The sequence below is a fragment of the Shewanella maritima genome, from assembly GCF_043643735.1.
GTDB lineage: Bacteria > Pseudomonadota > Gammaproteobacteria > Enterobacterales > Shewanellaceae > Shewanella > Shewanella maritima_A.
The window spans coordinates 44,464-62,756 of the sequence record NZ_JBHZSM010000008.1 but is presented as its reverse complement, the minus strand read 5'-3'; the positions used below and the strand labels follow the sequence as shown (position 1 = coordinate 62,756).

Below are 18,293 nucleotides of genomic sequence, written 5' to 3'. Positions count from 1 at the left end.
AAAAAGTACTGTTTTAAACACTACCAACACCCGTTATATTTTGCTAACTGGGGCAAGTTATTACGCTTTATGAAATAACATCACCAAATTGGTCTGAATACCATCGTTACTCACTAATTGGATTTCACCCCGCTGCGCGCTGACACACAGCTTGGCGGAATAGGCGCCAATGCCCGTACCATCCTCTTTATTAGCCGTGATAAATTTGTTGAAAAATTTCCCCTGAATATGCACAGGTACTTCACCAAGGTTGGTAACGGTCAATCTAACCAGCTCACCAGCTGACTGAGACTTAACCGTTATTGTGCTTGCTTCTGGTGCTGCTTCAACTGCATTTTTCGCCAAGTTAGACAGCATAATGAAACTTAACAATTCATGGCCTAAATATTGATGATCAGCAGAAAGTTCAATAGCCAGTTTAAGTGATTTTTGCTGAATACTTGCCTTTAAACTCATCATGACTTTTCGAACAACATTTACCGGATTAACGCTGTTCAAAGGCTCTTTAAAAACACCCGATTCGACGTCTTGTAATAAGGTTTGGTTATTCAACATATCTGCCATAACTTGCACGTTTTCAGCGACGACTTGACTCGCATCGGTTGCATTTACTTCATTTGCTAGCTCTGGTAAAACTGATTCAATAGCCGTAAGCGGGTTGCGCATATCATGATTAAAAGTGTGTAGAAATTCATCACGTGCTCGCATGCTATTCACTAATGCATCTAACTGGTGAATTAATTTTTCTCTTTGAACCACACTTTGCACGTGAGTCGCCACTCTTGCTTTAACCACCTCTGGAAAAATAGGCTTAGTGATGTAATCCACTGCACCTAGATTCAAGCCATTGACGATGTCTTCATTTTGCGACAATGCCGTCACAAAAATAATTGGGATAAATTCAGTTTCAGGATTATCTTTTAATACTTTACATACACTTAACCCATCCATCTCTGGCATCATGATGTCGAGTAATATCAAATCTGGTTTTTCAGGCTTATTGCACAACTCGATTGCACTCGCACCTGAGCGAGAGGCAATGACCTTGTAGTCGTCTTTAAGTAACCCGCTTAATACCTGCAAATTATTGGGTTCGTCATCCACAATAAGTACTGTTCGCTTTTTATCTTCAATAGGTAGCTCAACCTGCTCATCTTGCTTGGTTGTAATATTGCTGCGGATTGGCGATACAAACGCTTTATGTACCCGCTCAGATAACGTGGCCATCGAAAATGGTTTAATGAGGTATTCCGATACGCCGGCTTCAATTGCTTTAACGACATCGTGTTGAACAAGGTTACCTGTCAACATCACAAACGGCAGGTGTTTATAGCTTTTGTGTTTACGAATAACACCGAGTAACTCTAAACCGTCCATTTTGGGCATTTTCCAGTCAGAAATAATGATGTCTACCGTATTATTTTCAAGTCGAAGTAGTGCCTCTTTTCCATCTTTTGCTTTGTATATATGTTTAAACCCAAGTGATTCAAACGCTTTATACAGGGCACGTAAAACAGAATCAAAATCATCGACTATCAATACTGACAAGCCTTTATAAGGGGATTCCTTTCTGACTAACTTATAACCTTGCTGCATTTCAGTGCCTCAGTAATGAACGTAGACTTAGTCGCATATTATTCTTATTTGGCGTATTAGATTTTATCGGTGATATTTGCATAAAAATCAACTATTAATTATACAAAATACCAGATGATAACGCCCTACAACAACCAAGCAAAGAATAGCAATAATTGTCTGTACAGGTTAATTGGCAAACAAAAAGGCCAATGCAAATGCATTGGCCTTAATCGGTGAGTTAACTCGGCAACTTAAAACTAAACTTCAATTTGTTCATTAAAACAATGGATTTGTTGATTGCTGCTTCCGCGCCATTTGAGCGAAGGGTCTGCAAATTGTTGCTCATATTTACCATCAATTAAGGCATCAACATGTTCAATAACTTGCTGTTGTAAAACAGATAAATCATTTAACTGGTAGCCAGTCCATAACCAGATATCTTTACCATGGCACTCAGCCTTCACACGCTGCACCAACTGTAATACAGCAGATACATTAGCAGGATGAAGTGGATCGCCGCCACTGAGTGACAAGCCTTTGCGTATGATGCGGCTATCATTCAAATCGGCAATGATTTGATCTTCTAGCGTTTGATCATATACATGGCCTGAATCGACTCGCCATGTTGATTGATTGTAGCAGCCACGGCACTCATGCTCGCAACCGCTGACAAATAAACTACAACGCGTGCCCTTGCCATTGACGACATCAATAGGGTGATAAACATGGTAGTGCATTAGATATGCTTCACTCTGCGTTTCACTTCTTCTTGCTTACCATAGTTAAATGGGCGCGCATCAGGGCTACCAAGATAACCACAAACGCGACGTGTCACTGACACGCGGCTTGGCTCATGGTTACCACATTTAGGGCAAACAAAACCTTTACTCGTACAGTTAAATTCACCCACAAAGCCACAGTCATAACATTCATCAATTGGGGTATTGGTACCATAGTAAGGTACACGGCTATAGCTGTAATCCCACACTTGCTCTAATGCTTCAATATTGTGTTGCATATTTGGATATTCGCCGTAGCAAATAAAGCCGCCGTTCGCAATTTCTGGGTATGGCAACTCAAAATCAATTTTATCGAATGGATTAACTTTCTTTTCCACATCTAAGTGGAAACTGTTGGTGTAGTAACCTTTGTCAGTCACGCCCTCAACCACACCAAACGCTTTCGCATCAATACCACAGAAACGGCTACATAGATTCTCACTAGGCGTGCTATACAAGCTAAAGCCATAACCGGTTTCTTGCTTCCACTGATTAGTCGCCAGTTTTAAACGTTCAATGATAGCGATGGCTTTTTCACGTAATTCCTCAGAGTCATACACATGAGTCTCAGTGCCATACAAAGCATTAACTGTCTCATGTAAACCAATAAAGCCCAGTGAAATGGATGCGCGGCCATTTTTAAAGATTTCAGAAATATCATCATCAGCTTTTAAGCGCACACCACAGGCACCTTCCATGTATAGAATCGGCGCAACGCGTGCTTTCACACCAACTAAGCGTGCTAGACGTGTATCCAAGGCTTTACGTGCAATCACTAAGCGTTCATCAAGTAACTTAAAGAATGCGGCTTCATTGCCTTTTGCTTCTAGCGCAATACGTGGCAGGTTTAAACTGACAACACCTAAGTTATTACGACCTTCGTGCACAAGCTCACCATCTTGCTCGTATGCACCAAGGAATGAACGGCAACCCATTGGGGTTTTAAATGAACCTGTTACTCGTTCAACTTGTTCGTAGTTAAGAATATCTGGGTACATTCGCATGCCTGCACATTTCAGCGCCATTTGTTTTACATCATAGTTTTCATCCGCAGCTTTGTGATTAACGCCATCACGAATAGCGAACACAAGTTTAGGGAATACTGCTGTTTTATGATTTTTGCCTAAGCCAGCCATTCTGACAGTGAGAATAGACTTTTGAATTAAGCGTGCTTCCCAGCTAGTACCCAGGCCAAAACCAAAGGTCACGAATGGTGTTTGACCATTGGCTGTATGCAAGGTATTTACTTCATACTCAAGTGATTGGAAAGCGTCATGACATTCTTTCTCCGTTTGCGCCATAGCAAAAGCTTCAACATCACTTACCTGCCATTGCTCACCCACTACTTTATGTTTTTGGTAACTGGTTTGAACAAATTCTGCTAACACTTCATCGATACGGTTAATTGTGGTGCCACCGTAGATGTGGCTAGCCACTTGCGCGATAATTTGAGCGGTGACAGCGGTTGCAGTTGAAATGGATTTTGGTGTTTCAATTTCAGCATTACCCATTTTAAAGCCATGAGTTAACATGCCTTTTAAATCAATCAACATACAGTTGAACATAGGGAAAAAAGGCGCGTAATCTAAATCGTGATAATGGATCTCACCGCTCTCATGCGCAGCAACCACATCTTTAGGCAGTAAATGCGATTTAGCATAGTGCTTCGCCACAATACCCGCCAACAGATCACGCTGAGTTGGAATAACTTTCGCGTCTTTATTGGCATTTTCATTCAAAATGCTCGAATCGCTTTGCTCCACCAAACCACGGATTTGGCAGTTCAGTTTGCTTTTAGCATCACGACGAATATCGCGGTCATGACGATACTCAATATAGTGACGGGCAACCGCCTTATATGGGCCGGACATCAGCTCATTTTCAACCGCATCTTGTAAATGATGGATCTCTACTTCAGCTTGTGAAGCAAACTGTTGGTAAACCACTTCTGCAAGCGTAAATGCATAATCATCGTCTGATTGACCTGCTGACTCCATTGCTGCAATGACCGCGTCTTTGATACGCGTTTTATCAAATGCAGTGCGAAAACCATCCCTTTTAATGACAACAAGCATATTTATCAAACTCCTCTTACCCATTTAGCAATCACTATATATTGGATATAAAATAACAAAGAACACTATATGTGGTGCATTAGGCGTTATTGAGATGATTTATGCTTTGATCTAGATCAGTTTTTTCAGGTTAAGAAAGGAATAAATTTATTTCTGCTATCAGGTGCAACGAATACTAAATTTGCACTTGACCAATGAAGCATTGGCAGCTAGATAGCAAAAGAGTGACATTGAAGTAGTGCACATTTTACTGGCAAAATTTGCGCTAGATAGAGCATGTTTTGCGAGCAAGTTCAAAACTTTACTCGCAATACTTAAAACTGCACTTTTAAAAAACGTTATAAAGCAAGGTTTGCCTTAATGATATGAGCAATATCTTCAACGGCTCGTTGACCGGCATCTATCGCCTCTTGAGCGCGATGAAACTCTAATGTGCCAATATCAACTAAATCCGGCACAATACATATCTCTGGTGGGTCGCCCATCAATCTCGAGCGCTTATGACGCTGTTCAAGAATATCCATCGATTGTGACATCACAGCTAACATACCTGGGTCATTACTACCGAGTGACAACTTCTCGGTAAAGCTGCTCATATACTCTTTACCCTTGCCCCACAGATCCATGAAACCTGAAATATCATGCTGTTGCTGAGCAGTTTGTGGCTGACTCGGTGAGTTCTCGGCATGAAGTTGTTCAGGCACACTGTGCATGGTACTGCGTCTGTGCCCCTGTAAATCCACCGCAATCACAACATCAACGCCCATCGCACGCGCCAATGAAACAGGCACAGGGTTTACGACAGCACCATCAACTAACCAACGCTCATCTTGCTGTACGGGCGGCAAAAAGCCTGGCATTGAGCAAGATGCTCGCACTGCATGACGTAAGTTTCCTTTACGAAACCAGATTTCTTGACCGGAATAGAGATCTGTCGCCACACAGGCAAAGGGACGTTTCAACGATTCAATTTGCAAATTGCCGATACGATTACCTAAAACATCGAATACCTTTTCACCGCTAATCAAACCGCCTTTGCGCCAACTCAAATCCATTAAGCCAATGACATCCCAGCTTGAAAACCCCGTCACCCAAGTTTCTAACTCGTGCAGTTGGTTATTAGCATAGGCCGCGCCGACCAATGCGCCAGCTGAACAACCCGCGACTTTATCTGGGTAAATACCTAAATCAGCTAACCCTTTTATCACACCGATATGTGCCCAGCCTTTAGCCGCGCCGCTGCCTAGCGCTAACCCTATCGTTAAAGGTATTGCTGACTCAGTAACATTTGACGATATTGATGTTTTCTCAAACATGAAGCCTCCTACTCGCTTCAACTTAATCTATTAAGGCTGTTATATGGTTCGAATTGACGATGATGTCTTACTAAATAAATACCAGCCTATTGTGCCCTGCATTAAAGCTTAAAAACGTAATATGACCAAGCACAAATTTTCCAATAAGCACAAGCCATTGTCTTGGCTATACTCTCGCTAACACGTTATAATGTTTGGCTATCATTTTTTAGGGGATCGACCTTTTGCAATTTTCTGAGTTTTCCTTAGACAAGCGTCTATTGGACAGTTTAAAACACATGGGCATTAATGAGCCAACTGAAGTCCAACAGCAAGCCATGCCAGTGGCGCTTTCAGGTAAAGATTTGATGGCTTCATCAAAAACAGGCTCAGGTAAAACCCTTGCGTTTTTACTGCCTGCAATGCAGCGCATTATCTCAACTAAGGCGATTTCTAAAAAAGACCCACGTGTACTCATCTTATTGCCAACTCGCGAATTAGCCCAGCAGGTTTATAGTCAGTTACGCTTATTGGTTGCCAACACCCAATATAAGGCCGTCAGCATTTTAGGTGGTGAGAACTTTAACGACCAAGCAAAAGCCCTATCCCGTGACCCACACTTTATTGTGGCGACTCCTGGGCGTATTGCCGATCATCTCACCCAACGCCATTTGTACTTAAACGGATTAGAGCTACTGATCCTTGATGAAGCTGACCGCATGTTGGATTTGGGTTTTGCACCACAGCTAAAGCAAATCAATGATGCAGCTGATCATAAACGTCGCCAAACATTAATGTTTTCGGCCACCTTAGATCATGACAACATTAATGAAATCGCAGCAACGCTATTAAAAACGCCTGCGCATGTGGCTATCGGTTCATCATATAGCGAACACAAAGACATTACACAGCGCATTGTGTTAGCCGACAATTTAACCCATAAAGAAAGCTTGCTGACCCACGTGTTAAAAACGGAACAACACAAACAAGTGATTGTGTTTACTGCCACCCGAGCTGACACTGACAGACTTGCTAAAGTACTGGCTGAACAAGACTTCAGCACCGCATCGTTAAGCGGCGACTTGAAACAAAGTGCCCGTAACCAAATAATGGACCAATTTAGCCGTGGTTTACATCAAGTATTAGTGACAACAGATGTGGCTTCTCGCGGGTTAGATTTAAATAACGTGTCATTGGTAATCAACTTTGATATGCCAAAATTGGCAGAAGAATATGTCCACCGCATTGGTCGTACTGGACGAGCGGGAGCAAAAGGTGATGCTATTTCTTTCGTCGGTCCCAAAGATTGGGACAGCTTTAAAAATATTGAGACTTTCTTACGCAAACCTTTTGCGATAAGTGAGTTTGAAGGCTTAAAGGGTAAGTTTAATGGCGTGAAAGCCAAGCCTAAAAAGCCGACTAACAAGCCGCTAAATAGCAAAGCGAAAACGCAGAAAAAGCCATCAAAAGCCAAACCAAAAGCCGCGCCTAAACGAGATAAGCGTTTTATCTCAGGTGTCGACATTGGTGATGCACCGATGCGACGTAAAGCTAAGCCGAGCAAGATTATTGAACAAGATGACAGCGAATCATAAACCTTAGGGTTTCGATCATTTGTCATCATTAACTTTAAATGCGTATGCTACTGTGCACACGTGATTGAGCTTTTACGCTCACCTTGGCGGCGATAACCTCCCGCCAACCACAAACAATTAAGGGTTAACATGAGAATCTGTGGTGTTGAACTAAAAGGTGGCGAAGCCATCATCAGCCTATTAAATTATGAAGGCGAGACTTTTAACGTACCTGCGTGTCGTCAAATCTCGTTCACCTTGTCGGCAAATTCTAATACGACAACAATTAAAGAATTCCACTTTGCTTTCCATAAGCTAATGGAAGACTACCACGTTGATGAAATCGCCATCATTGCACGTGAGCAAAAAGGTAAACAAGCTGGCAGCGCCACCAGTTTTAAAATGGAAGCGGCGATTGAAATCACCGATAAGCCAGTCGCTATCATTACCCCTTTGGCAATAAAAGAGCAGCTTAAGCGTAACCCACCGTTAGTTGAATTCGACTCGCTCGAATTAAAACGTGTGCAACGCAGCGCATTTGAGGTGGCATATGTTCACCACAATCACCATATTTTTGGTAAAGCCTAAGCATGTAAAAATGTTAAACATAGGGAGCTAATTAGCTCCCTATTCGTTTAAGCAACCAAACCTCGAACCCATAACCGATGACTAAGCCGACACGCCCAACAGCACCACCTCGCATGCCAGTGAGTGCAACAACCGCCCAACATAAAGCGCAAGTTAAACAAAAACGGGCGCTATCAGGGTTATTGACCACAAAACATGTGTCAGAAAGCCAATCTAATGCAGATCCTTTACGGTTTATAGCTCATTACTCCCCTTCAGTTATTGCACAAGTCAATCAACTTATTAAAAGCAATAAATTGGCTGAAAACCTAAAACAACGCTATCCAGATCATCATGATATCCGAACCGATAAATCGTTATATCAATACGCAATGGCGTTCAAACAACAGTATTTGAAGCAGTCTTCACCACTTTCAAAAGTTATTTTTGATGACAAAATTAGCTTAAGCCATCAGGCGTTAGGGCTGCATTCTTACGTGCAGCGTCGACAAGGTAATAAGGTCAAAGCTAAAAATGAAATACGGATTTCATCGCGGTTAAAGTCTGTACCTGAGCCTTTATTAAAAATGGTTGTGGTACATGAATTGGCTCATCTAAAAGAAAAAGACCATAACAAGGCCTTTTATCAATTATGCTGTGCGATGACACAGGACTATCACCAATTAGAATTCGATTTAAGACTATTGCTGGTATGCGAGGCATTGGCAGACTCACCCTATGAAACGAGCTAACGCCTATAAAATTAAGTTCATAGCCAAGTGACCTAACACTTTCTCAAATTAAACCATCCACCTTAAGAAGTCGGTCGTTTATGGTTCAAAACAAAAAAAGCCGCATTATGCGGCTTTTCCATGTCATTATGTTATCAACCTAACGCCATCATCATTTTTCGACTGCGTACAATCGCTTCAAACTCATTACGCTGATTTTTAGGTAGCACTTTGGCCTCAGCAATATTGGCTTTCATCGGGTCGGTGGGACGACCATTAACGTGAAATTCATAATGTAAATGTGGCCCCGTAGAGCGACCGGTATTACCTGTTAAAGCAATCACTTGCCCACGTTTTACCCTTTGACCTTTACGCACATGGAATCGAGACAAGTGCAAGTATCGTGTACGCACTTTGTTGTCATGTTCTATCACGATATATTTACCGGCAAAGGCATGATTGGTCACCATAGTCACCACACCATCTCCTGGTGCGACAACCGGTGTACCAATAGGCGTCGCAAAGTCCGTGCCGTTATGCGGGCGAATACGCCCAGTCACAGGATGCTTGCGTGTAGGGTTAAAGTGAGAGCTTAAACGGTATGAGCGTTTAAGCGGAATACGCTGAAATGCAGGGGCTAAGCTTTGGGCATTTTCATCGTAGAAATTACCATCTGAATGCTGGAATGCATTCACTTCACGGCGGGTGGTGATAATGCTGACGCCCTCAACCTGCGTGTTGCCCGTTGATACACCTTCAATATACTGATCGTTCATCAAAACAGAGAAGCGGTCGCCTGCACGTAGTTCTCTTGAAAAATTAATTTTGCTTTTTAATAACGACTCAACTTTCTGAATTTCTGCCGCTGACAAACCTGCTCTTTGAGCGGAAATGTAGAATGAGCCATTAATTTCACCACCGACAATCCGATTTTGCCAAATCCCATCAATGATGATGTCTTCAACATTAAACGAGCCATCATCTAAGCGTGTAAATACCACCTGATGTGCTGGGTTAAAATATAACTCCAGTTGTTGAAGTTCACCTTGCTCGTTATCCCAAAACTGGATTCGGTTACCAGGCATAAGGGTATCCAGCGCAAGTACTTGCAAATCAGCCTCTAATACTCGGTACATGGTTTGCTGATCAAACTTGGCATACTCGAATAATTTACTCAGCGTGTCACCGGTTTCAATTATGCGAGAGTAACTCGGGGCTGGTGCTTCAATGATTTCGGGTAAGTCATCAAAGCTATTTAAGTGAGGAATAAGCGCTTCGATATCCAGTGCGACAGGGATGCGTTTAGCTTCAAATTCTTGCTTACTTGGCAGCATTAACACTGCAGCAATAAAAAAGACACCTGTGAGTAATAGCCGTTTGTGCATCAAGCTCAGGTTGTTAGGCAGCGATGTTAACTTCGCTATTTTGGTATTACGCACGTTACTTGACCCTAAAAATGTGTTCTTTAATGATGATTTATTATTGATGTTGTATGTCGACTATTTTCATGACGGCTTTGTGTCATTGGACGCGCAGGAAGGTAAACTTTCCACTTAAAAATGGCGCAAACATATTAGACTTTTGGGCTAATAAAAAAATGTGACGATTATTTATATCAAATAATCGTCATATTACAAATTAATTTACTGGGATTTATGAGCTCAATGCTATATCTAGCCTAGGTTTGCGTCACTTTAACGAAAGCTAAATCATCCATTAACAAACATCATGACTCGTTTACTGAATACTGACTTTGTAACTTACTGTAACCAAGACCATTGACTTTATTGACTTTTATTTGCACATCAATACGCTCTTTCATCGCCTCAATATGACTAATCACCCCTATCATCTTGCCATTAGCATTCAGGTTATCCAGTGCATCCAATGCAATATCTAATGTGTGGCTGTCTAACGTACCAAAACCTTCATCTAAAAATAACGATTCTATTTGGGTTTTATGGCTGACTAAATCTGATAAGGCCAAGGCTAAAGCCAAACTCACCAAAAAACTTTCGCCTCCCGATAACGTGCGTGTATCTCGAATGGCATCACCTTGCCAGGTATCGAGCACCTGTAACTCTAATGCAGAATCGGTTTTACTCGCTAAGCTATAGCGACCATGCAAGCGCTGTAATTGCCTATTAGCCAAAGTGACCAAATGCGCCAATGTTAACCCTTGTGCAAAACGCCTAAACTTATCGCCCTTTTGTGAGCCGATTAACGAGTGCAGCAAAGCTATATCTTCATAATCTTGTTGAGCAACACCGAGTTGTTCAATTAACTTCAGCTGACTTTCGCGGTTCTGTTTATCTTGCTCAATGGTATGCTGCGTCTGCCATAACTGTTGCTGCACATCATTCATCAACTGCACAACCTCATCAAACTGTGCTTGTTGCTGCACTTGCTGACTCTTGTCAAATTGACAAATGTTACCTTGCTCAACTAACGCTTCGCTTTGAGTCGTAACCTGCTCAAAACTATGCTTAGCTTTGACAAGCCGTTGACTGATATCTTGAGTTAGTTCAGTTAATGCCTGCACTTCATCTGGGGATAATCTCGCAGCGAGATAAGCAGCTTCATTAGCAAACGGGCTATCTTGTAGTACTTGTTGCCATACTTGCTGTTGCTGTTCGATTAAACCATGTAAATCTGCTAGTTGCGCGTTTAAGCTATCTTGCTGCACCTGTGCATTACTTAGCTTGGTTTGCATTGTTTGTAGTGTTTGCAAATGCAGATCATAAGATTGCTGACATTGAGTCAACTTGGTTTGGCTTATCTGCTTTTGCTCACTCGGTTGGTTATCAGCAAACAGTTCAAAACGCTGCTGTGTTAACTGCTGCAGTGAAGCCTGCATATTAGCGGTTGATTGCTGATGCGCTGTTAATTGTTTTTCTGACTCTTTCGCCAAACCTGCATATTGGTTAATTTGCGTCTCAATCACTTGAAGCTGCTGTACAAGAAACTGTTGACGTTGCTTAGCATTTTGCCATTGCGACAAGTGAGCCTGTAGCTCAACTAACCACTCAGATAGCTCATTAGCATGTGGGGCGGTTAACTGACATTGCTCAAGTTGCTCAGTCAGTTGTAACCATTGATTTTGATATTGCTGCTTAACATCACTTTGCTGCGATTGATATTGTTGCTGCTTTTCTAATAGTGTTTGATACTGCTGCAGCTGTAGTTGTTGCTGTTGCTGCAACTCGGCATATGCTTGCTGGGCTTGTTGATAGTCCTGCTGAACTTGATGTTGCTGTTTTTGCATTGCATGAATTTGAGAAAGTTGCTGTTTAAGATTCTCCTGCAACTCTGTTTGCTGCTGAACATAACGCGCAATCTCATTACCCGCTTGATTATCATCAATAGCGAATTGCTTACCATTAATGGAGCTAAGGCCCAGACTCGTCAACAATTGCAGCCAGGATGAACGTAACGCGTCTAATTGAGCCATCACTTTTTGTTGTTGCAACTCTGTTTGAGTCAACGTGGCCACTTGTGCTGCTAACTGCTGTTTAATGGACTCCCCGTGTTGGGTGATTATGGCTAACTCGTCAGTTAATACTTGCTCACGCTGCTGGGTATGTGACACGTCTAACTGCTGATAATTATCGACTAATGGGTGTTCAGTCGAACCGCATAGTTCACAAGGGTGACCTGGCTGCAATTGCAAACGTGCTTGGGATAAATCGGCAATACGTTGTTCTTGCTTTAACAAGGTTTGAACATCGTGTAGTTGCTGTTTTTTGTCTTTCCACTGCACCTTAGCTAACTGTAATTGTTCATCCAATTGTCGTTTAGCGTTTTGTCCATCTGTGAGTTGTTGCGTTAATTGCAGTTGTTCCTGTGCCAGTTGCTGAAATTGTTCAAATGTACTGGTTAATTGCAATCGATGGGGCTGTTGCTCAACAAGTTGCTGATATTCAGCATCCAGCTCATCTGCACTTTGTTGCTCGGTAAATTGCGAAAGCTGTTGCTGCGACTGAGTTAACTTCTCTTGTAATGCATCAGCTTGCTGCTGCGCCTGTAATAGTGCTGGCTCATTTTGTCGTTGCTGCTCAGCATGTTGTTGTAATGATTGCTCAGTGTCAGCTAATTGCTGCGTCACTTGCTCGGTTTGCTGAAGTAAAGATCCAAGCTGCTGTGACTGATGCTGCCAACCACTAATGTGCTGTACAATGGTTTCAGCATGACTCAAATCATCAAGCACACTGTTAAGTTCTGCTTGTTCACTATTGCAGGCCGTTTGTTGCTGCTGTGCATCGGTTAGCTGATGTAAAACGCCTTGATACTGCTGCTTCATCTCTTGCAGTTGATTAGCTTTAGCATCAAGTAATTTCTGCTCACTGGCTATCTCGTTATCTAACGGCAACACTTTTTGCTCAATCAGCTCAACGAGCACCTGATGCTGAGTGTGTGTCTCCTCAAGTTGCAGCTTATTTTGATCCAACTCCATTGTCGATTGCGCCACTTGCTCATCCAACTTCAGCCTATCCTGCTGGAGTGATATTAATTGTGGCTGCAGCTTAATGTGCTTTTGCTTAGTATCGACTAATCGTTGATATTCAGGGGTAATGGATAACGCGGGTTGATTCTGTGCCAGTTGATCAAACTGTGGTTTAGCACCGTCATATTGCTGCTCAATATCAATCAAATGTTGCTGTGCAGTTTCAAGCTGTTTCTCATTTACTGACGTTTGATTAGCCCAATCAAGGTATTGTTGTAATTGTGTTTGTTGCTGTTTTAGCTGCAACTGTTGCTCAGTTAGCTGGGCGTTAAGTTGCTGCTGACTGGCCAGTTCATCATCTGACATCACAGATACATGGGAGGCTTGTGCTTCAAGTAACGCTAACTGTTGTTTTTGTTCAGTATATTCTAAGTGAACACGCTCAGAAATCAGGCCGTAGATTTCAGTGCCTGTGAGCTCTTCTAAAAGTTCAGCACGCTCGTTTTCTTTCGCGTTTAAAAACGCGGCAAACTGCCCCTGTGACAGCATCATTGATTTGGTAAACCTTGCAAAATCAAGACCTGTTACTGCCTCTAGCAGCTCTGATTTACGTTTAATCTGGCTTGCTAGAATTTCACCATCATTTAACTTAGCAAGCTCAACTTGAGCATCTTGTAAATTACCATCAACTTTTCCCCGAGAACGACGTTGACTCCAAAAAGCACGATACCCCTGACCTTTAACTTCAAACTCAACCTCAGCTAGACACTCACTGGTGCCACGAGTCATTAACTCATTAGTGGATTTTGAAACTGTGTCTATTCGTGGTGTGCGATGGTAAAGCGCTAAACATATCGCATCTAAGATAGTCGTTTTGCCCGCTCCGGTAGAGCCTGTAATTGCAAATAAACCATTATCACTAAACGGTGGCTGGCTAAAATCTATCTTCCACTCACCCTTTAGCGAATTAATGTTTTTAAAGCGTAAACTCAAAATCTTCATGACTTCACCCTTTCTTGCAGCTCAGTGAGATCTGGGTGTTGTTCATGATTAAGCTGAGACTCAACCTGTTGGGCAATTCGTTTAAATTGCAGACTAACGCGTTCACGGCGAGCTTGTTCTTGTTCAGTCTCAAAGCTTTCAAGTGCAAGGCGCCTTTCAAACACATCTGCCACGTTTATTTCGGCTAAGGTTTCATTGTGACTTGGGTTAGCACTATGGCGTTGTTTCCTCGCTCGGGTGAGCTGCAATACCTCTACAGGCTTGTCTGCCACGATTTTAGCTATGCGACCTTGTAAATCAGTTAAATAATCTTGCTCAACAACTTCAACACTCAACCAAGTATTCAAGGGTTGTTGATTCGTTTCATTAGCATCTGATTGCATTGCCAATTGCCCTATTAACTGCTTGACCAACTCCTCGACCAATTGCTCAATCTCCTGCAAGTTACCTTTGATGGCACGCATTGGTTGAAATAATGGAATGGCAATAGGTTGAACTTGCTTAAGCTTGTCTTGTTCAAATTCGACTAATAACACGTGTTTACCACTTTGCAGCTGATCAGCAGGTAATTCATCAAAGCTTAATGGAATAGGCGAGCCGCAATAGCGGATGTGCTCTGATTTAGCCACAATTTGCATGCGGTGAATATGCCCTAAAGCAATGTAATCGGCAGCAGGAAAGTGCGCTGCGTTAAAGGCATCAAGACTGCCAATATAAATATCTCGCACCGACTCTGAGCTACTGGCTCCGACCGTGGTTAAATGGCCAGTAGCAATAATGGGCACACTGACCCCTTGCTCAGCTAAGATTTGCTGTTTCAGTTTAAGAGCATGGTCAAAACAATGCTGATAATAATGCGCGATAGCCAAAGAAAGCTTGTGTTGTTTATCAACACCTGACTCCCCAGCTTCACTACTGATTAAGTCTCTTGCACGTAAAAATGGCAGTGCACACACCAGTGCTTGCGGCTGTGATTCCATTCCCATGGTTAGCACATGTTGTTCGGGCTCTGAGAACCCGCCTGGTACAACATGGGTATTTAAATAAGACAGTAAGGCTTGAGACTCCGCCAGAGTCGATACTGAATCATGGTTACCACCTAATATGAGTAACTCACAACCCGTTTGTTGCATATCGACGATAAATTGATTATACAAAGCGCGGGCATAGCTTGGCGGTGTACCAGTATCAAAAATATCACCAGCCACAATCAATAATTGCACTTGATTGGCTTTAATCGTATTGAGCAGCCAATTCATAAAATGCTGATGTTCATCAGCACGGCTTTTGCCGTAAAAATACTGTCCCAAATGCCAATCAGAAGTGTGCAGTACGCGCATAAATACCTTTTAATTTAAATGAGTTGTATTTAGGTGACGATAAAAGTTGATCACATATATTGTGACCATAATAATTTGAAGCTCATGGCAAATGACATCACAACCACCAATGGCTTGATAATTTTAGTGCCCTTTGTCACCACTAATCGTGAGCCTAATGTGGCACCAATGGCTTGGCCCACCAGCATAACAAGCCCGAGAGCGACTGCAACTTGGCCACCAATCATAAAGAAAATGAGTGAAGCAATATTGGTAACAAAGTTTAATACTTTAGCGTGCGCCGTCGCCTTGGCTAGGCCAAAACCCGCTAATGTGACAAATGCTAAGGCAAAGAAACTACCTGTACCTGGGCCAAAAAAACCGTCATAAAAGCCAACACTCAATGCCGCTGTGAAAGCGAAAAGCGTTGGTGTCACCATTTGATGTTTATCGTCTTCAGCTATCTTCTTAGAAAACAAGAAGTAGCAACCAATAGCTAAAATTAAAAATGGTAGTAAAAGGCTTAATATTGACGCATCAATCATTTGCACCAAGATAGTGCCAATCACCGAGCCAATAAATGCACAAGCAATCGACAACTTAATACTACTTATCTTGACCATGCCCTTTCGCACAAAGTACAAACTCGCAAAAAAACTACCGCCACAAGCTTGTAATTTATTGGTACCCAATGCCGCTGCAGGAGGAAGCCCTGCCCACATTAATGCAGGAATAGTAAGTAGACCACCGCCGCCCGCAATTGCATCAATAAAGCCGGCTAAAATGGCCACAAAAAATAGCACTAGGACAATTTGTAATGAGAGTTCAAACATGTGAGTCGTTATCAAGAGGAAAAGCGTATTAAACCCTCTTTAGCTGTAAAATACAAAGCTTGTTAGCCTTAAAAACAAAAAGGTAACCCTAAGGTTACCTTTTGCAAAAATACTGACTGACTTTGTATAAATGATGCCGTTCAACTTTATTGTCAAAAGACGTCATCATCAATCATATTCAATTAGCCTATTCCCCAGAATACATTGGTGATCACGAACAGTAATAAAATGCTAGTGAAGTTGATAATGGCACCTGCGCGCATCATCTCCGTCTGCTTAATGAAGCCTGATCCAAACACAATGGCATTTGGCGGTGTGGCAACAGGCAACATAAATGCACAAGACGCTGCAATACCAATCACGACAGAAATCATGACAGGTGATAAACCTAATGGCTCTGCAATGGCTGCAAACACAGGTACAAGTAATGCAGCACTGGCTGTGTTACTGGCAAACTCTGTTAGCATCACCACGAAGAAAATCACAGCCAATACAAATAGTGCAGTGTGGGTATCACCAAAAATACCTGTCACTGTGTGGGCTAAAAATACACTGGTACCAGTGGCTTTTAAAATTGCGCTTAGCGTTAAACCACCACCGAATAATATCAACACGCCCCAGTCTGTGGTTTTTTCAATCTTCTTCCAATCAACCAGTTTTAAGCCAGCTAAAACCACCACACAACCCAGTGCCACTATGGTATCAAAACGACTAATGCCACCCAAAGCCTGTGATAAAGGCTTACTGAAAATCCAGCAGCAAACGGTCGCAAGAAATATAACTAAGGTTAACTTCGCACTACCAGTCATTTTCTTATCAGATGATTCAATTTTACACACGGCCGATAAGTCAGGCTTTAAGAAGAAGTAAAGCGCTATCAACATGGTAGGTAACATTAATGCCACGGTCACCAAACCAAATTCTAACCACTCACTAAAGGTCAGGCCCACTTGCGCAGCAGCAATCGCATTTGGAGGACTACCGACTAACGTACCGATCCCGCCAATATTCGCTGAGTAAGCAATACCGAGTAACACAAACAAATACGTGCTTCGGTGAGTTTTAAGGTCTAGCTGGCTCAAAATACCTAAAGCCAGCGGTAACATCATCGCTGCTGTCGCGGTATTACTGATCCACATCGACAGTAAGGCCGTCACACCAAATAACATCAAACACGCTATGCTGAGCTTCCCTTTTGATAGCTGCAATACTTTCTCAGCAATTCTACGGTCAATCCCCTGATGGTTTAAGGCCGCAGCTAATACAAATCCACCAAAGAATAAATAGATAATAGGGTTAGCAAAATTCCCCATTGCAGTGCCCGTATCGAACACACCAAAGAAAACAGCCAAGATAGGGATGAGGATTGCTGTAACAGAAATATGAATTGCTTCAGTTAGCCATAAGATAGCTGCAAAGACTAAAATTGATAGCCCTGTATTAATGCCAGGTTCAAATGGTAAAAAATTGTAGAGCAGCGCAAATAATACGATATTAGCGCCGAGAATCATAAAACTGCGTGAGTTATCTTGCTCAACATGTTCTTGATTATCTTGAAGCGAATCCTTCATGTACTTCACCTTTATTGTCATTTCCAAGGCGCTTAATGTAGATCACACCTCAAACACAAATAAAGACAATAAAAGTGTAATAAAATTATCCCAAAAAGATGATAAAATATGATTTTGGTCTCATTACCATCAAAACCAAGACCTGCATCATTCATATTTACTAAAAACCGTAGTTTAATCACGTCAAATCCGCCAAAAGCAGGATTACATTCAAATTAAGTGAATTATTATTAAAAGCATTTCTGTGACAAATCTCACATAGCACCATTTGGTAATTCTACGTAGATCAAGTTTAATATCAAAAATAGTCTTTTATTAGCAAACAGTTAATTAAGTGGTTTTGAGAACAAAGTCCCCACCACACACTCCCCTTTAAGATTTATCAGCCACTTAAGCAAAAACATTAAATGTATAATCCATTGCATCAATATTTAGATGCTGAATAAACGATAAAAGTTAACAATGAACCAAAGTGATTTAAATAAGATGGTCATCCTCCTAGGGAATCCTCCCTTATTGGTACAA

At 42.0% G+C, this 18,293-nt stretch carries 13 protein-coding genes; 4 read left to right on the top strand and 9 right to left on the bottom strand.

The window, feature by feature from the left end; translation table 11 throughout:
* Positions 1-60: 60 nt before the first annotated feature.
* The 4 genes from ACHUGF_RS10385 to rssA all read right to left on the bottom strand — a co-directional run bounded on the left by ACHUGF_RS10385 (position 61) and on the right by rssA (position 5,748).
* The gene (locus ACHUGF_RS10385) at positions 61-1,596 is read right to left on the bottom strand and encodes a response regulator (RefSeq protein ID WP_394130961.1); all 1,536 of its coding nucleotides are present in this window, start codon (positions 1,594-1,596) and stop codon (positions 61-63) included.
* Positions 1,597-1,835: 239 nt separating this feature from the next.
* Entirely contained in the window at positions 1,836-2,315 is a 480-nt protein-coding gene (gene nrdG / locus ACHUGF_RS10380) for an anaerobic ribonucleoside-triphosphate reductase-activating protein (protein ID WP_394130960.1), read from the bottom strand.
* Complete coding sequence (nrdD, locus tag ACHUGF_RS10375; protein ID WP_394130958.1) at positions 2,315-4,432, bottom strand: anaerobic ribonucleoside-triphosphate reductase; 2,118 nt, start codon at positions 4,430-4,432, stop codon at positions 2,315-2,317. The genes nrdG and nrdD overlap by 1 nt, the downstream gene beginning before the upstream one ends.
* 338 nt (positions 4,433-4,770) lie before the next feature.
* Complete coding sequence (rssA, locus tag ACHUGF_RS10370; RefSeq protein WP_394130956.1) at positions 4,771-5,748, bottom strand: patatin-like phospholipase RssA; 978 nt, start codon at positions 5,746-5,748, stop codon at positions 4,771-4,773.
* 224 nt (positions 5,749-5,972) lie between these two features.
* Between rssA and ACHUGF_RS10365 the strand changes: the two genes are divergently transcribed.
* From ACHUGF_RS10365 to ACHUGF_RS10355, 3 genes are all read left to right on the top strand, one after another.
* The gene (locus ACHUGF_RS10365; RefSeq protein WP_394130954.1) at positions 5,973-7,322 is read left to right on the top strand and encodes a DEAD/DEAH box helicase; all 1,350 of its coding nucleotides are present in this window, start codon (positions 5,973-5,975) and stop codon (positions 7,320-7,322) included.
* 129 nt (positions 7,323-7,451) lie between these two features.
* A complete protein-coding gene (locus ACHUGF_RS10360; RefSeq protein ID WP_394130953.1) occupies positions 7,452-7,889 on the top strand; it encodes a DUF3010 family protein in 438 nt (145 codons plus the stop codon).
* A gap of 113 nt (positions 7,890-8,002) precedes the next feature.
* A complete protein-coding gene (locus ACHUGF_RS10355) occupies positions 8,003-8,620 on the top strand; it encodes a M48 metallopeptidase family protein (RefSeq protein ID WP_394131121.1) in 618 nt (205 codons plus the stop codon).
* Positions 8,621-8,754: 134 nt separating this feature from the next.
* On the opposite strand, the gene ACHUGF_RS10350 is transcribed toward ACHUGF_RS10355, so the two are convergent.
* Positions 8,755-9,984: a peptidoglycan DD-metalloendopeptidase family protein gene (locus ACHUGF_RS10350; protein ID WP_394131120.1), complete on the bottom strand. Its 1,230-nt coding sequence runs from the start codon at positions 9,982-9,984 to the stop codon at positions 8,755-8,757.
* Here ACHUGF_RS10350 and ACHUGF_RS10345 point away from each other — a divergent pair.
* Complete coding sequence (locus ACHUGF_RS10345) at positions 9,962-10,156, top strand: hypothetical protein (RefSeq protein ID WP_394131133.1); 195 nt, start codon at positions 9,962-9,964, stop codon at positions 10,154-10,156. The genes ACHUGF_RS10350 and ACHUGF_RS10345 overlap by 23 nt on opposite strands.
* A 169-nt stretch (positions 10,157-10,325) precedes the next feature.
* On the opposite strand, the gene ACHUGF_RS10340 is transcribed toward ACHUGF_RS10345, so the two are convergent.
* The 4 genes from ACHUGF_RS10340 to ACHUGF_RS10325 form a co-directional block, all read right to left on the bottom strand.
* A complete protein-coding gene (locus ACHUGF_RS10340; protein ID WP_394130951.1) occupies positions 10,326-14,045 on the bottom strand; it encodes an AAA family ATPase in 3,720 nt (1,239 codons plus the stop codon).
* Positions 14,042-15,385, bottom strand: coding sequence for an exonuclease subunit SbcD (sbcD, locus tag ACHUGF_RS10335; RefSeq protein ID WP_394130950.1), 1,344 nt, complete (start codon positions 15,383-15,385; stop codon positions 14,042-14,044). Before sbcD ends, ACHUGF_RS10340 begins: the two co-directional genes overlap by 4 nt.
* A gap of 50 nt (positions 15,386-15,435) precedes the next feature.
* Complete coding sequence (locus ACHUGF_RS10330) at positions 15,436-16,197, bottom strand: TSUP family transporter (RefSeq protein WP_394130949.1); 762 nt, start codon at positions 16,195-16,197, stop codon at positions 15,436-15,438.
* Between the two features lie 182 nt (positions 16,198-16,379).
* Positions 16,380-17,708, bottom strand: coding sequence for an SLC13 family permease (locus tag ACHUGF_RS10325; protein WP_394131119.1), 1,329 nt, complete (start codon positions 17,706-17,708; stop codon positions 16,380-16,382).
* Between the last annotated feature and the right edge of the window lie 585 nt (positions 17,709-18,293).

Coding starts and splice junctions, on each gene's coding strand:
- ACHUGF_RS10385 (WP_394130961.1), bottom strand. CDS start 1,596: ATGCAGCAAGGTTATAAGTTAGTCAGAAAGGAATCCCCTTATAAAGGC.
- nrdG (WP_394130960.1), bottom strand. CDS start 2,315: ATGCACTACCATGTTTATCACCCTATTGATGTCGTCAATGGCAAGGGC.
- nrdD (WP_394130958.1), bottom strand. CDS start 4,432: ATGCTTGTTGTCATTAAAAGGGATGGTTTTCGCACTGCATTTGATAAA.
- rssA (WP_394130956.1), bottom strand. CDS start 5,748: ATGTTTGAGAAAACATCAATATCGTCAAATGTTACTGAGTCAGCAATA.
- ACHUGF_RS10360 (WP_394130953.1), top strand. CDS start 7,452: ATGAGAATCTGTGGTGTTGAACTAAAAGGTGGCGAAGCCATCATCAGC.
- ACHUGF_RS10355 (WP_394131121.1), top strand. CDS start 8,003: ATGCCAGTGAGTGCAACAACCGCCCAACATAAAGCGCAAGTTAAACAA.
- ACHUGF_RS10350 (WP_394131120.1), bottom strand. CDS start 9,984: ATGCACAAACGGCTATTACTCACAGGTGTCTTTTTTATTGCTGCAGTG.
- ACHUGF_RS10340 (WP_394130951.1), bottom strand. CDS start 14,045: ATGAAGATTTTGAGTTTACGCTTTAAAAACATTAATTCGCTAAAGGGT.
- sbcD (WP_394130950.1), bottom strand. CDS start 15,385: ATGCGCGTACTGCACACTTCTGATTGGCATTTGGGACAGTATTTTTAC.
- ACHUGF_RS10330 (WP_394130949.1), bottom strand. CDS start 16,197: ATGTTTGAACTCTCATTACAAATTGTCCTAGTGCTATTTTTTGTGGCC.
- ACHUGF_RS10325 (WP_394131119.1), bottom strand. CDS start 17,708: ATGATTCTCGGCGCTAATATCGTATTATTTGCGCTGCTCTACAATTTT.